At 71.4% G+C, this 13,607-nt stretch carries 13 protein-coding genes; 7 read left to right on the forward strand and 6 right to left on the reverse strand.

The features are described 5' to 3' along the window. Positions 1-52 precede the first annotated feature (52 nt). The 3 genes from JJ685_RS21350 to JJ685_RS21360 form a co-directional block, all read right to left on the reverse strand. Positions 53-418: a translation initiation factor Sui1 gene (locus tag JJ685_RS21350; protein ID WP_201676367.1), complete on the reverse strand. Its 366-nt coding sequence runs from the start codon at positions 416-418 to the stop codon at positions 53-55. A gap of 31 nt (positions 419-449) precedes the next feature. Then, entirely contained in the window at positions 450-761 is a 312-nt protein-coding gene (locus JJ685_RS21355; RefSeq protein WP_236599175.1) for a cytochrome C, read from the reverse strand. A 160-nt stretch (positions 762-921) separates the two neighbouring features. Then, positions 922-1,974 (reverse strand): alpha/beta hydrolase, encoded by a 1,053-nt coding sequence (locus JJ685_RS21360; protein ID WP_201676368.1) that lies wholly within the window; start codon positions 1,972-1,974, stop codon positions 922-924. A gap of 199 nt (positions 1,975-2,173) precedes the next feature. Here JJ685_RS21360 and JJ685_RS21365 point away from each other — a divergent pair, with 199 nt between their 5' ends. Genes JJ685_RS21365 through JJ685_RS21375 form a run of 3 tightly spaced genes read left to right on the forward strand, consistent with a single transcriptional unit; the run spans position 2,174 to position 5,126 of the window. Continuing rightward, positions 2,174-3,157, forward strand: coding sequence for a tripartite tricarboxylate transporter substrate binding protein (locus JJ685_RS21365; RefSeq protein WP_201676369.1), 984 nt, complete (start codon positions 2,174-2,176; stop codon positions 3,155-3,157). After that, complete coding sequence (locus JJ685_RS21370; RefSeq protein ID WP_201676370.1) at positions 3,154-3,627, forward strand: tripartite tricarboxylate transporter TctB family protein; 474 nt, start codon at positions 3,154-3,156, stop codon at positions 3,625-3,627. The genes JJ685_RS21365 and JJ685_RS21370 overlap by 4 nt, the downstream gene beginning before the upstream one ends. Beyond that, complete coding sequence (locus tag JJ685_RS21375) at positions 3,627-5,126, forward strand: tripartite tricarboxylate transporter permease (RefSeq protein WP_201676597.1); 1,500 nt, start codon at positions 3,627-3,629, stop codon at positions 5,124-5,126. Before JJ685_RS21370 ends, JJ685_RS21375 begins: the two co-directional genes overlap by 1 nt. Before the next feature lie 6 nt (positions 5,127-5,132). On the opposite strand, the gene JJ685_RS21380 is transcribed toward JJ685_RS21375, so the two are convergent. Beyond that, on the reverse strand, positions 5,133-6,194 hold the full coding sequence (locus tag JJ685_RS21380; protein ID WP_201676371.1) for an Ldh family oxidoreductase: 1,062 nt from the start codon (positions 6,192-6,194) through the stop codon (positions 5,133-5,135). Between the two features lie 130 nt (positions 6,195-6,324). Here JJ685_RS21380 and JJ685_RS21385 point away from each other — a divergent pair, with 130 nt between their 5' ends. Then, complete coding sequence (locus JJ685_RS21385) at positions 6,325-7,587, forward strand: phospholipase D-like domain-containing protein (RefSeq protein WP_201676372.1); 1,263 nt, start codon at positions 6,325-6,327, stop codon at positions 7,585-7,587. Here the strand turns inward: JJ685_RS21385 and JJ685_RS21390 are convergent. After that, positions 7,584-10,490: a peptidase C1 gene (locus JJ685_RS21390; protein ID WP_201676373.1), complete on the reverse strand. Its 2,907-nt coding sequence runs from the start codon at positions 10,488-10,490 to the stop codon at positions 7,584-7,586. The two genes, JJ685_RS21385 and JJ685_RS21390, sit on opposite strands and share 4 nt — an antisense overlap. 143 nt (positions 10,491-10,633) lie before the next feature. Here JJ685_RS21390 and JJ685_RS21395 point away from each other — a divergent pair, with 143 nt between their 5' ends. From JJ685_RS21395 to JJ685_RS21405, 3 genes are all read left to right on the forward strand, one after another. Beyond that, the gene (locus tag JJ685_RS21395) at positions 10,634-11,503 is read left to right on the forward strand and encodes an alpha/beta fold hydrolase (protein WP_236599176.1); all 870 of its coding nucleotides are present in this window, start codon (positions 10,634-10,636) and stop codon (positions 11,501-11,503) included. An 86-nt stretch (positions 11,504-11,589) separates the two neighbouring features. Further along, entirely contained in the window at positions 11,590-12,279 is a 690-nt protein-coding gene (locus JJ685_RS21400; protein ID WP_201676374.1) for a helix-turn-helix transcriptional regulator, read from the forward strand. Next, complete coding sequence (locus JJ685_RS21405; protein WP_330901814.1) at positions 12,276-12,953, forward strand: Crp/Fnr family transcriptional regulator; 678 nt, start codon at positions 12,276-12,278, stop codon at positions 12,951-12,953. The genes JJ685_RS21400 and JJ685_RS21405 overlap by 4 nt, the downstream gene beginning before the upstream one ends. Before the next feature lie 10 nt (positions 12,954-12,963). On the opposite strand, the gene JJ685_RS21410 is transcribed toward JJ685_RS21405, so the two are convergent. After that, positions 12,964-13,575 carry a DedA family protein gene (locus JJ685_RS21410; protein ID WP_201676375.1) on the reverse strand — a complete coding sequence of 204 codons (612 nt, stop codon included), beginning with the start codon at positions 13,573-13,575 and terminating at the stop codon, positions 12,964-12,966. Between the last annotated feature and the right edge of the window lie 32 nt (positions 13,576-13,607).

Here is a 13,607-nt window from a genome sequence, read left to right on the forward strand (position 1 = left end):
GACTCGGGCGCGTCGGCAACAGTTCAGCTCACGTCGTAAGGGCATGTTTAGCTCAGCCGCCGGCCCGCTTCACCTTGAGGCCGCGCTGCTGCAGCAGGGCCATGACCTTGTCCACGTGGTCGCCCTGGACCTCGATGGTACCGTCCCGGACGGTGCCGCCGCTGCCGCAGGTCGCCTTCAGCTCCTGGCCCAGTTTCGCCAGGGCGGCGGCGTCGCCGGGGGCGCCGCGCACCACCGTCACCGCCTTGCCGCCGCGGCCCTTGGTCTCGCGCAGGACGCGCACGATGCCGTCGGCGGGCGCGGCCGGCGTGGCGGCCTTGCTGCAGTTGCATTGCGCCAGCGGGCGCCGGCAGCCGGGGCACATGCGGCCGCCCTCGGTGGAGTACACCAGGCCGCCGGTGGGAGAGCGCGATTTCATGACGGCCGCAGTATGCCTGCGGCCGCAGCGCTCACTGCGCCGCCTGCTGGCGCGGGAAGCGGTACACCGTCTCGTTCAGGTGGCGGGCGACCGCCTCGACGTCGTCCTCGTTCCACTGCAGGCGGGCGTCGCCCTGCCAGTGCCGCACCCAGGCCTTCAGCGTTTCCCAGTCACGCGCCTGGCGCCGGTCGCGCCAGTGCATCTGGCTGGTGTGGCATTCGACGCAGTGCGTCGTGTACAGCAGTAGTCCGCGCGAAGGCGAGGCCTGCGCGTGCGCGCCGGCGGCCGCCAGGAGCACCGCGGGCGCGACCAGCAGCGGCGGGAGAAGGCGCATGGAAGGCATGCTTCCATGCTAGGCGCCGGGCGGAACGTCCCCTTGCGGCAGATCAACGCCTGCGCCCGGAGCGCGCGAGCACCCATTCGAGCAACACCAGCGCGCCGGCGATCCCCAGCGCCCACAGGGCCGCGGCCGCCTCCAGGTCGAGGATGTCCATGGTTCCTCCCTAGCCGGGCAGCCGGCCCGCGTCGGACAGCGCCATGCAGCCCACCGCTCCCTCGATGCCGCCCGGATAGGACTTGCGCTCCGGTTCGCCCGGCTGCAGGTCCGCTTCGGAGCGGAACAGGCGGCCGAACAGGCGGCGGCTCTCGGCGCCCAGCCCATCGACGAAGTAGCGGTGGCCGGCGCTGCCGGCCTGCGCGCTCGGGAAGCCGATGTAGCGGAAGCCCGGGCCCTGCAGCAGCTCCGTGCCGGGGTCGGCGCCCAGCTTCGCCTGCTTGCGGCCGTCCGCCACGAAGGCGCCGGCCAGCACGCTGTCGCCCCGGTTGAAGGTGATGAAGGTGCGGCCGCGGGGACGCAGCTGGTGCATCCAGCCGCGGTGGCCGTCGGCACGCACGCAGGGCGCGAGCAGCACCACGTTGTGGGCCGCGCCGATCGCCTCGCTGGCGCCGGGCACCTCCAGCGCGTACTGCAGGAGGTGCGCGCCCAGTCCGTGGGCGGCGAGGGTGAAGGGCTGCGCGTTGGAGATCAGGCGCGCGGTCGCCAGCATGCGCAGGCACCTGGCGAGCGCATCGACCGACTCCTGCGCGTTGGTCCGCGCCTGCCGGTAGCGGCGCGCCAGCGCCTGGCCCGCGGGCTCGGCGCGGTTGGCGCCCTTGAGCCCGGCGAGCTCCAGTTCCTCCGCGGGCGCGTCGGCCGCGGCCAGGTTCGGCAGCGGCTGGCCGTCGCATTGCAAGCCTTCGGCGGGCCAGGAGAAGCCGACCACCTCCACCCCGTATTCGGCCTCCAGCGCGGCGCAGCGCGCGAAGCAGGCGGCCGGCGTGCTGGCGTGGTCGTGGAGGTAGAACAGCACCGGCCGGGACCCGCCCAGGAGGGGCAGCAGCAGGTCGAGGGAGTCCCGGTCCGTCACGTCGTCGTCGAGGCGGGAGAGCGCCCAGCGGCCACCGGCGTCGCGCGCCACGGCGGCGACGGCGACGCGGTTGCCTCCCGGGGTGAAGCTGCGCTGGAACGCGGCCGCCCCCGACTCGGGCACAAGGTCGCGGTTCGTGAAGACGAGCATGGCGTTCCTCCTGCGGATGCGGGCAGTGTGCGCGGCGGGCGCCGGCCTGTCCTCGCCTCAACGGGCGGTCCGCCATCGGCCGGATGGCGGAAATCCATGGCGCGGCAGGGGGGTTCTCCCTAGAACCGGGCCGGGGCACCAAGGCTAGATTGCAGTCCGAGTCGCTGCATCACCCCTTCACCGCGACCAGGAGACCACCATGCCCCGTCCTTCCCGCCGCACGCTGATCGCCGGCGCGTTCGCCGCCGTTGCCCTGGCCGCTGCCGCCCTCCCGGCCGCAGCGCAGAACTGGCCCTCGCGGCCGATCCAGCTGATCGTGCCCTGGGGCGCCGGCGGCGGCACCGACGCCACGGCCCGCATCCTGGGCAGCCTGATGGAGAAGGAGCTGGGCCAGCCGGTGACCGTGGTGAACCGCACCGGCGGCAGCGGCGTGGTCGGCCACGCGGCGATCGCCTCGGCCGCGCCGGACGGCTACACGATCGGCCTGGCCACGGTCGAAATCGGCATGATGCACTGGCAGGGTCTCACCGAGCTGAGCGGCGCCTCGTACACGCCGATCGGGCTCGTCAACGCCGACCCGGCGGGCATCCAGGTGCGCGCCGACGCGCCCTACAAGACCGTGCAGGACCTGCTGGCGGCCATCAAGGCGAACCCGGGCAAGTTCAAGGCGTCGGGCACCGGCCAGGGCGGCATCTGGCACCTGGCGCTGGCGGGCCTGCTGAAGGACCAGAAGATCGACCCGGCCTCCGTTCCCTGGGTGCCGAGCAACGGCGCGGCGCCGGGCCTGCAGGACATGGTGGCGGGCGGCATCGAGATCGCGCCGGTGTCGCTGCCGGAAGCGCGCTCGCTGATCGACGCCGGCAAGGTGAAGAGCCTGGCCATCATGAACGACAAGCCGGCGGCGCTCTACCCCAACGTGCCGACGCTGAAGGCGGCACTGGGCAGCGACTGGACCATGGCCGCCTGGCGCGGCATCGTCGCGCCCAAGGGCATCCCCGCCGACGCGCGCGACAAGCTTTCCGCCGTGGTGCGCAAGGTGGCCAACAGCAAGGAGTACCAGGACTTCATGGCCAGCCGCGGCTTCGGCGTGGTCTACGCGGGGCCGGAGGACTTCGGCAAGTTCATGGCGAAGTCGGACGCGGAACTGGGGGCGACGATGAAGGCGGTGGGCATCGCGAAGTGAAGCTGAACGACGCGATCTTCGGCCTGCTGCTCATGGCCCTGGGCGCGGCCGTGCTGGTCGCGATCCAGGGTTATCCGAAGATCCCCGGCCAGCCGGTCGGGCCCGCCCTCTTCCCCGGCCTGATCGCCGCCGGCCTGTGCATCTGCGGCGTGCTGCTGGTCGCGCGCGGCTGGCGCGCACGCGCGACGCAGCCCTGGCTGGCGTGGGACGCCTGGGTGCGCTCGCCGCGCCACCTGCTGGCGCTGGCGGTGCTGCTCGGATCGGTCGTCTTCTACATCCTGGCGGTCGACCGGCTCGGCTTCCTGGTCACGGCCACGCTGATCCTCGCCGCCCTGTTCCTCGTGCTGCGCGTGCCGCCGGTGCGCGCGGTGGGCATCGCGCTCGTCGCCACGCTGCTGGTCCACCTGGCCTTCTACAAGCTGCTGCGCGTGCCGCTGCCCTGGGGCGTGCTGACGGGAGTCGCCTGGTGATCCCCGCCGCCGTGACGCAGGCCTTCGCCATGGTGTTCGAGCCGGGCACGCTGGTGGCCATGCTGCTGGCCTCCCTGTTCGGCCTGTTCGTCGGCGCCGTGCCCGGGCTCACCGCCACGATGGCGACGGCCCTGCTGGTGCCGGTGACCTTCTTCATGCCCCCGATCCCGGCCATCGCGACCATCGTCACCGCCACCGCGATGGCGATCTTCTCCGGCGACGTGCCCGGCTGCCTGCTGCGCATCCCCGGCACGCCGGCCTCGGCGGCCTACACCGACGAGGCCTTCGCCATGACGCGCAAGGGCCAGGCCGAACTGGCGCTCGGCGCCGGCCTGGTGTTCTCCGCCGTCGGCGGCCTGTTCGGGACCTTGGTGCTGATCGTCGCGGCGCCGGCGCTGGCCGAATTCGCGCTGCACTTCAGCTCCTTCGAGTACTTCTGGCTGGTGCTGCTGGGGCTGACCTGCGCCGTGTTCATCACCAGCGACGAACCGCTGAAGGGCGTGATCACGCTGCTGCTGGGGCTGCTGGTCGCCTGCGTCGGCCTGGGCAACCCGGCGGGCTTCCCGCGCTTCACCTTCGGCAGCACCGAGATGACCGGCGGCATCGGCATGATCGCGATGATGATCGGCATGTTCGCGATCTCGGAGGTGATCCGCTTCGTGGTCGACACCAGCCCGCCCGCCGTACTGGCGGTGGAGAAGGTCGGCAACGTGATGAAGGGCCAGTGGGAGCTGGCGAAGAAGTATCCCCTGCAGATCCTGCGCGGCAGCATCCTGGGCACCGCGGTGGGCGCCCTGCCCGGCGCCGGCGCGGACATCGCCGCCTGGATGTCGTATGCGATGAGCAAGAAGCTGTCGAAGGAGCCGGAGAAGTTCGGCACCGGGCACGTGGAGGGCATCGTCGAATCGGGCTCGGCGAACAACAGCGCGCTGGCCGGCGCCTGGATCCCGGCACTGGTGTTCGGCATTCCGGGCGACTCGATCACAGCCATCGTGATCGGCGTGCTGTACATGAAGAACATGAACCCGGGGCCGACGCTGTTCACGACCAACCCGCAGAACATCTACGCGGTGTTCCTGCTGTTCATCGTGGCCAACATCATCATGGTGCCGCTGGGGCTGCTGTGCATCAAGGTGGCCAAGCGCATCCTGCAGGTGCCGCGCAACGTGCTGATGCCGCTGATCCTGCTGTTCTGCATCGTCGGCACCTTCGCGATCAACAACTCGATCTTCGAGGTGACGGTGATGCTGGTGGCGGGCATCGTGGCCTACGTGCTGGAGGCCAACCGCTTCCCGATCGCGCCCGCGATCCTGGGCGTGGTGCTTGGCGGGATGCTGGAGGAGAACTTCATCACCTCCATGATCAAGTCCGGCGGCGACCTGTCGGCCTTCGTGGCGCGGCCGATCGCGGCGGGGCTGGCGGTGGTGACGCTGCTGGTGTGGTTCATGCCGCCGCTGCTGAAGGCGCTGCGGGCGCGGCGGGCGGCCGTGCCGGCGTAGCGGTCTTCAAAGCGCGCGGGGCATCGCCACGCGCAGCTTCTCCGCCCACGGCTGCAGCGCCTCGAGGATGCCGGCGTGCAGCGTAACGCCCTGAGCGCGCTGCTGCTGCGCCAGCGCATGGCCCTTCTCCCCCGGCAGGCGCACCGCCCTGCCCGCCTGCGCCGGGCGCGACGCATGGCACTGGCGCGCGACCTCGTCCATCTGCCGCACGAAGTCCGCCCGGCCGGCGAACGCTTCCGGGTCGAGGACCTGCAGGAACACCGTCGCGCCCCAACCCTGCTTCGGGTCGGCCCGGCCGAACCCCGCCAGGCCGCCGGTCAGGGCTTCGACCGTGAGCGACAGCCCGTAGCCCTTGTGCCCCGAATCGAGGCCGCCCAGCGGCAGGATCGTGCCCCGGGGTTCCTGGAACAGGACCGACGGATCGTCGGACGGCCGGCCCAGGCCGTCGATCACCCACTCGGCCGGCAAGCGGCCGCCCTCGTCGTGCAGTCGCTTGGTCAGCCCGTTGGTGGTGGCGGAGGTGGAGATGTCCGTCACGATGGGCGCCCCGCTCTTCGGGATGCCGATGGAGATCGGGTTGGGCGTGAACACCGCGTCCAGCCCGCCGTAGGGCGCGACGCTGGCGGAGTTCGCGTCCGAGGAGGCCAGGATCATCATGAGGCCCTGCTCCGTCGCGCGCTGGTGGAAGGCGGCGAGGCAGGCGATGTGGTGGCTCTGGCGGATCACCACGGTGCCGGTGCCGCACTGCCTGGCCTTGGCCGCGGCGGCCTCCATGGCCTGCAGCACCAGCCAGGGCCCCGGCAGCCGCCGGCCGTTCCAGGTGAGCGTGGCGGGCGACTCGCCGATCACCTGCGGGCCGCCGTCCACGCGCATCGAGCCGGACTCGACCTCGCGCAGGTAGGACGGCAGCAACTGCAGCCCGTGCGTGGTGTGGCCGAGCAGGTCGCCGTCGACGAGGATCTCGGCGACACCCTGGGCCTTGTCGTCGGGCATGCCCCCCGCGACGAGCAGCTTGCGCGCGAAGGAGAGCAGGTCGGTGGCGGCGTAGCGGGGCGTGGACTGCTTCATGGGGATGGAAGTGGTCGGGTCCGGCGCAGTCTAGCCGGGTGGACACACACCTCGTTACGGACATCCCCTAGCCGGCGGCCGCGCACTCACAATCGTTTCAACAACAACGGCCGAGTTTTCCTTTCTCCCGATGTTCTCCAACCTGTGGGCCTGGCTCTCCTTCCTCCTGATCGCGGCCCTGGTGACCGTGATCTGGTCCATCCGCCGGCACCGCAGCCCGGTCCTGCAGGTCACCTCCGAGTCCGGCATCGACAAGCTGATGCCCTCCCTGTCCGGCCTGACGCTCAGCACTTCGGTGGAAGGCAATGGGGTGGAGGTGCTGGAGAACGGCGCCTTCTTCGACGTCCTGATCGAGCGCATCCGCGCGGCGGAGCACTCGGTGCATTTCGAGACCTTCCTGTGGAAGCCCGGCGAGCTCTCCAGCCGCATGGCGGCCGCCTTCATGGACCGCGCCCGCGCCGGCGTGCCCGTGCGCATCCTGCTGGACGCGCAGGGCAGCAAGACCATCGAGCAGGACATGGTGCTGCGGCTGCGCGAGCACGGCTGCAAGCTGAAGTTCTTCCACAAGAAGTCGCTCTACACGATCGGAGTGCTGAACGACCGCGACCACCGCAAGCTGTGCGTGATCGACGGGCGCGAGGCCTTCGTCGGCGGCCACTGCATCACCGACGAATGGCTCGGGGACGCCGAGGACGGCAAGCACTTCTCCGACGTCAGCGTGCGGCTGCACGGTCCCATCGTGCACAGCATCCAGGGCGCGTTCAGCGAGAACTGGGCCGGCGAGACCGGCGAGCTGTTCGTGGGGGACGCCTTCTTCCCCGTGCTGCACAAGGCCGGCGGCACGGCCATCCACGCCGCCTTCGTGAAGCCGGAGAACTCCGCGCCGGCCGTCAAGATCCTGCACCACGCGGTGCTGTGCCTCGCCCGCGAGAAGATCTGGATCCAGAACCCCTACTTCATCCCCAAGGTGGAAGCGATCGAGGCGCTGGCCGCGGCCGTGAAGCGCGGCGTCGACGTGCGGGTGCTGATGCCGGCGGCCAGCGGCTCCGACAGCCCGATGGTGCAGCACGCCGGCCACCGCCATTTCGAGACGCTGCTGCGCGGCGGCGTGCGCCTGTTCGAATACCCGCACACCCTGCTGCACCAGAAGCTCATGACGGTGGACGGCTGCTGGTGCGCCGTGGGCTCGACCAACTTCGACGACCGCTCCTTCGACACCAACGACGAGATCACGCTGGGCATCCTCGACCGCGACATCGCCGCGCGCTTCGATGCGATCTTCGACAAGTACGTCCGGCGCGCCGAGGAGGTCGACCTGCAGAAGTGGCGCAAGCGCGGCGTGCTGCACAAGCTGCACGACAACGCCGCCTACCTGCTCAACGACATCCTCTAGAACCCGCGCAGGTCGTCCACCGGCAGGGGCAGCTGGGCCAGCCCCGTGATGCTCTTGAGCGTGCGCGCGATCACCTCGACGTTGTTGTCGAAGCTGCCGTGGCTCGCCGCGATGGTTTCCGGGGACTTACCGGCTTCCGCTGCGCAAGGCACCCGCGGGCCGGACACCACCACCGTGCGCTGGTCCAGCCGCGCGTCGCGCGCGGCGAAGCGCCAGCGGCTGAGCGCCTCCATGGTGGTGCTGGAGCCGTCCCAGCCCACGTAGTCGGGCTTCTCCACGTTGGCCATGCCCAGCAGCGGCGTGCGCAGGTCGGGCTCGAGCGCATTGGAGACCATGTACAGCAGCGACTTGCGGTAGATCGCCACGACGTTGTCGTCGCGCTCCTGGTCGTCGGACAGCACGTGCAGCCACAGCTTCTTCAGCAGTTCCTCGTGCGGCGCGTAGTAGCGGTTGGCGAACTGCACCGTGCACGCAGGCGCGAACAGGTGCGCGGACGCGATGCGCTCCTTGAGGTCGCGCCGGGCGAACTCCTCCAGCAGGTGGCCCAGGATGATCGAGCCGGCGGAGTGCCCGATCAGGTGGATCTCCAGCTGCTCGCCCCAGGTCGCCGCGAGTTTCTGCAGGGCCTGCGCCAGGTAGTCCCCGGCGCGGTTGGACATGCAGGAGAAGCGCGCGTTCTCCTTCATCTCGCTCCACACCAGCTTGCCGGGGCCGCGGCCCAGCAGGCGTTCGAGCAGCGCGTCGGTGGCGTCGAGCAGGCGCTCGCGCGCACCGCCCACCAGCCCCGGTGCCTGCCGGAAGGCGTCTTCCACCGCATCGGCGAGCGATTCCAGCATCCCGGTCTTCCACACCAGGAACAGCGGGTAGCAGCCGTTGCCGATGAAGAAGCGGCCCATCGCCCGCGCCCGTTCGATGGCATCGGCCTCGCTGTTCAGGCCGCCGTGCGCGTAGATCACCAGCCGCTTCCTGGCCCCTGCCATCGCCCGCGGGTCGGTGCGGAACCAGTGGTCCGGCAGCGCGCAGGCCTGGTACAGCAGCGAGCGCGAGAGCTCGTCCTGGCTCAGGTAGCGGCTCACGCGGCCGTCGTTGCCGACGACGACGCTGTGCTCATAGGCCGTCGCCGCATCCCACCAGCGCGACTTGTCGACCGCCTTGCCGGCCCGGCCCTTCGGATCGGTGCCGCCCGCTGCCAGCCGCCCCTGCACCACGCCCGGCACGCCCAGCGAGGCCACCCACGCATCCATGGCATTGGCCAGCCAGTCCTCGTAGGTGAGCACGGCGAAGCCGCCGATGCCGAAGCGCCGGCCCCAGGAGTTCTGCACGATGAAGCCGCGGCTGTTGAAGCCCACGATGGCGAAGGCGTGGCCGTCGCTTTTCGAGGCCTTGCCGCTGAACGCGATGGCCGGCAGCGTGTCGTGGGTGGGCGTGCCCCTGTCCTCGGCGTCGCGCTGCAGGGCCGTCCAGCCCTCGTGCGTGTAGGCCGAAACGTAGATGGCCTGCGACTGCACGATGGCCGCCTGCAGGTCGGTGATCGACTGCGTGTCGATGCGGTAGTACACGCCCAGCGTGGTCTGCGCCGCGCGCTCGGCATAGCCGAAGCGCGGGCGCGTGTGGTCGGGCCAGTCCGGCTCCAGGCACACGCCGTGGTTGAACCAGCCCTTGAGCGCGCCGCGGCAGCTGGAGCCGTCGTAGTCCTCGCCCTCGTACTCGTCGTAGCGGCGCGCGTAGTTGTACAGCATGCGCGCGCTGACCTGCTTGAGTTCCGGCGCGTAGCCGGCCTTCTGCCAGCGCGCGAAGTTGATCACGCAGGCCAGCCCGTAGCCGGTGCAGGAGGAGTCGGCGCCCTGGTCCAGCACCATGGAGCGGTACTCGGCGAAATACTCGCGCACCGCCTTCTCGGGAGGATGCGCGTCGGGCAGCAGGATGGGCGCGGGCTGGTACGGGCGGTCGCGCAGGTCGGGCGGATCCTTGCGGGTGTCGCGCGTGCGCCGGACCTGCGGCTGCTGGGTGCCGGCCGCCGCCGCGGCGCCTGCCCCTGCCAGGCCCGGCTCGGGGCGGGCCGCCACCAGCCGGCCGTCGTCCGGCCACACGTCCTCCGCGATGCGGAACACCTGGCGGAATTCCTCCAGCCCGTGCGCGCCGCCGTTGACCAGCTTGCGGGCCGCGCCGTAATCGCCGCGCGCCAGCGCCGCACGCATCCGGTCCGCGCAGTTGGCCAGGAACTGGGCCAGCAGCACCGCGGCCACCTCGGGGGCGTTGGCCAGTTCGGGGTTCGTGGTCAGCCGGGTGTCCAGCCCGATCTGCTTCGAGTAGCGCTGGTAGTTGTCGGCGCCGGTGAGCTGGATGAAGCCGCGCCCGCAGTAGCGCGCGCCGTCCCCGCTCTGCCGGTTGCCGAGCAGCTCCCCTCGCCGCGTTCCCGGCTCGTAGGCGCTGAAGGGTGGCTTGCCCGGCAGCGTGTTGAAGCGGGACGGGAATTCGCTGATCGGCACGAAGCCCGCCGTCTCGGCGCGGATGGTTCCGAGCGCCGCCAGGATCATCGGCCGGTCGACCAGGCCCAGCGCCTCCAGCGCGTCGGTGATGTAGGGCAGGAAGCGCACGATGTTCGACGGCTTGGTCTGCGGGAACAGCGCGCGGATCGCCGCCAGTTCCGGCTTGATCTCCATGGCGACGGGCGGGGCGAGCCGCAGCAGCTGGCGGCAGTGCGGCCCCGCGATACCGTCGGCCACAGCGCCGATGCCGGCCTGCCAGTGGCGCAGCGCCGCTTCGGTCTCGGCGTCGAACGCGTCGTTGGTGCCCAGGCCGGGAAAGGCGGCGGCGCTGGCTCCGAGCTCGCCCGCCAGGGCGGTCTTCAGCTTGCGGACGGACTCGCCCGTGTCGCCCTTCAGGAGGAAATGGCTGGCCATGCGTGCTCCCGTTGCGTGGAGAGAGGCCCACGCTATGCCTCTGCACGGCGGCAATCATCCCCCTGATGGGCGAAGGGGCCCGGCCCGCCGACCGGCGGCTGCGGGCGGGATACCCCCCTCGCCTTCGGTGAGAATCGCGCCCTATGGCCCGACCGCTCGCCGAAGACCTCCCGCCCGAAGCCCTTCGAATCCTGAAGCAGGCCAGCCGGCTGACCTCGCCCTGCGGTGAGGGCGACATGGTCTGGCACGCCTGGGGCGACGGCGAGCCGCTGGTGCTGCTGCACGGGGGCAGCGGCAGCTGGGCCCACTGGATCCGCAACGTCGAGGCCCTGGCGGCCGGCGGCCGGCGCGTGCTGGTGCCCGACCTGCCGGGTTTCGGGGATTCGGAGCGGCCCCCGGGCAACGGCGACGCGGACGGCGTGGTGCCCGTGCTCGCCGAGGGCCTGCCCTACCTGCTCGGCATGCAGGCCGTCGACATCGTCGGCTTTTCCTTCGGCGGGCTCTGCGCCGGACTGCTGGCCGCGGCGCACCCGGAACTGGTGCGGCAGCTGGTCCTGGTCGGGGCGCCCGGCTTCGGCCTGCGCGAGAAGCGCCTCACGCTGGTCGCGTGGCAGCACCTCGACGACCCGCACGCGCGCGAGTCGGCGCATCGGCGCAACCTGGCCACGCTGATGCTGCACCGGCCGGAATCCGTCGACGCGCTCGCGGTCGCGGTGCAGGCGGCCAACGTGCCGCACGACCGAATGCGCCGCCGCAAGCTCGCCATGACGGACGTCCTGCTGCGCAACCTGCCCGCGATCGAGTGCCCGGTGGACGCGATCTACGGCGAGCACGACGCGCTGTACAGCGGTGGCATGCTGGCCGAGCTGGAGCGCCTTCTGGCGGCTGCGCCCCGTTTCGGCCGCCTGGTCCTGATCCCGGAGGCCGGACATTGGGTACAGTTCGAGGCTCCCGCGGCCTTCCACGCCGCGCTACACCAGCTGCTCGACGAACGCAAGCCCAAAGCGACGTGAACGGATCACACTTACACCGGTATCGAGTCGTTTTACGGCGTTGCCGTCCGTTCCTAGACTCTCCTCCATCTTTTGGAGGACAGACCATGGAAGCAGCCACCCAGTCGCCCACGACCTTCACCCTTCCCCGGCCGGTGGCCATGCCCACGCCCACGGATCCGCGTACGGTGGCCCGCTGCGCCTGGCGCGTGCTGGAGGAAATCGACTACGGCCTGATCCTCCTCAGCGCGACGGGCGAACTGCAGCACGCCAACCAGCTGGGCTGGAGCGAACTGTCGCGCGCCCGCTTCCTCCACACCGAGAGCGGGCAGGTGGTAGGCCAGTCCGTCGCCCTCACCCAGGAACTGCGCCGCGGCCTGCAGGCCGCCGCCCAGGGCCGCCGCCACATGCTGATGCTGCGCGACGGCGGCGACGTGCTGCCCGTCACCTGCGTCCCGCTGATGCCCATGGAAGGCAGCGCCACGCCGGTGCTGCTGATGCTGGCCCGCCAGAGCGCCACCCGCAACCTGAACGTGGGCTTCTTCTCGCGCACCCACGGCCTGACCGCCGCGGAGGAGTCCGTCCTGCGCCACCTGTGCGAGGGCCTGCAGGTCAAGGAGATCGCGCGCGCCAAGGGGATCACGCCGTCCACCGTGCGCACGCACCTGCGCTCGCTGCGCGAGAAGACGGGGCTGCGGCACATCCGCCTGCTGGCCCAGCGCGTGGCGATGCTGCCGCCGATGCTTCCCACCAACCCGACGCTGCCGGGCACGCCCGGCCGCATGGTGCACCAGTGAATCGGGACCTCCGCACCCCCGGTGTCGACACCCCGGAGGCGGAGGGCCCATCCCTGGCCGGTTCGCGCCACACCGAGGCGCTGGCGGCGCGCGGCAACCTGCGCAACTTCCGCCGCGGCATGCTGCTGATCCAGGAGGGCGACAGCGGCAGCACCCTCTACATCGTCCGTTCGGGCCGGCTGCGCGCCTTCGCCGCCGACCCCAAGGGCAAGGAGATCACCCTGGGCCTGTACGGGCCCGGCGAGTACGTGGGCGAGATGTCGCTCGACGGCGGCCCCCGCTCGGCCAACGTCGAGACGCTGGAGGCCACCACCTGCGCGGTGATCCCGCGCGAGACCCTGCTGGCCTACATCGCGGAGGAGCCCGACTTCGCGCTGGAGATGATGGCGCGCCTGATCCGCCGCGCCCGGCTGGCCACCGAGAGCACGCGCAGCCTGGCGCTGATCGACGTCTACGGCCGCTTCAGGCGCCTGCTCGACCAGCTCTCGGAACCGCCGGCCGCCGACGGCACCCGCGTCCTGCACGAGCGCATCACGCACCAGCAGATCGCCAACCACCTCGCCTGCTCGCGCGAGATGGTGAGCCGCCTCATGAAGGACCTGGAGATGGGCGGCTACGTGACCAAGCGCGACGGCAGGATCGTGCTGGCGCGCGAACTGCCGGCGCGCTGGTAGGCCCGCCCGCCTAACGCGGTCCGGCGCGCCGCGCGCGCAGCCACCACGCCGCCAGCAGCACGACCAGCGCCACGGTCAGCACGTCATCGGCCCGCTCGAAGGGCGCGCGCAGCATCTCCCAGCGCCACCCCAGGGTGCGCGCGGCGTAGAGGAAGAAGCCGATCTGGATCACCGCGGCCGCGCCATTCCAGGCCAGGAAAGGCCGCCAGGGCATGCGCAGCGCCCCCGCGAGGAAGAAGAGCGTGCCCCGCTGGCCGGGCAGGAAGCGCGTCACGAAGGACAGCAGCCCGGCTTGGCGCCGCATGCCCTCCTCCAGTTCCGGCAGCCGTTGCGGCGGCACGAAGCGCGCGGCCCAGGGGCGGCGGATCCAGCGGGCGCCGTAGTGGTGTCCGGCCCAGACGCTGGTCACATCGCCGGCGAGCATGCCGGCCCAGGCGCTCGCCGCCATCGCCAGCGGGTGCAGGCCGCCCGGCTGCAGCGTGAGGCCCGCCGCAGCCAGCAGCACCAGGTCCTGCGCCCAGGGCGCCCCGATGCCCGCCACGGCGAGCAGCAGGAACAGCAGCCCGTACGCGGCGGCGCCGTGCTGCGCGCCCAGCAGGTCGATCACGAGTTGCTGGAACACGTCACCGGACTGTTCTGGCGCGCGCGCCGGAC

Origin of the sequence: Ramlibacter monticola, assembly GCF_016722785.1 — a bacterium.
GTDB lineage: Bacteria > Pseudomonadota > Gammaproteobacteria > Burkholderiales > Burkholderiaceae_C > Ramlibacter > Ramlibacter monticola.

Coding starts and splice junctions, on each gene's coding strand:
- JJ685_RS21350 (WP_201676367.1), bottom strand. CDS start 418: ATGAAATCGCGCTCTCCCACCGGCGGCCTGGTGTACTCCACCGAGGGC.
- JJ685_RS21355 (WP_236599175.1), bottom strand. CDS start 761: ATGCCTTCCATGCGCCTTCTCCCGCCGCTGCTGGTCGCGCCCGCGGTG.
- JJ685_RS21360 (WP_201676368.1), bottom strand. CDS start 1,974: ATGCTCGTCTTCACGAACCGCGACCTTGTGCCCGAGTCGGGGGCGGCC.
- JJ685_RS21365 (WP_201676369.1), top strand. CDS start 2,174: ATGCCCCGTCCTTCCCGCCGCACGCTGATCGCCGGCGCGTTCGCCGCC.
- JJ685_RS21380 (WP_201676371.1), bottom strand. CDS start 6,194: ATGAAGCAGTCCACGCCCCGCTACGCCGCCACCGACCTGCTCTCCTTC.
- JJ685_RS21385 (WP_201676372.1), top strand. CDS start 6,325: ATGTTCTCCAACCTGTGGGCCTGGCTCTCCTTCCTCCTGATCGCGGCC.
- JJ685_RS21390 (WP_201676373.1), bottom strand. CDS start 10,490: ATGGCCAGCCATTTCCTCCTGAAGGGCGACACGGGCGAGTCCGTCCGC.
- JJ685_RS21395 (WP_236599176.1), top strand. CDS start 10,634: ATGGCCCGACCGCTCGCCGAAGACCTCCCGCCCGAAGCCCTTCGAATC.
- JJ685_RS21400 (WP_201676374.1), top strand. CDS start 11,590: ATGGAAGCAGCCACCCAGTCGCCCACGACCTTCACCCTTCCCCGGCCG.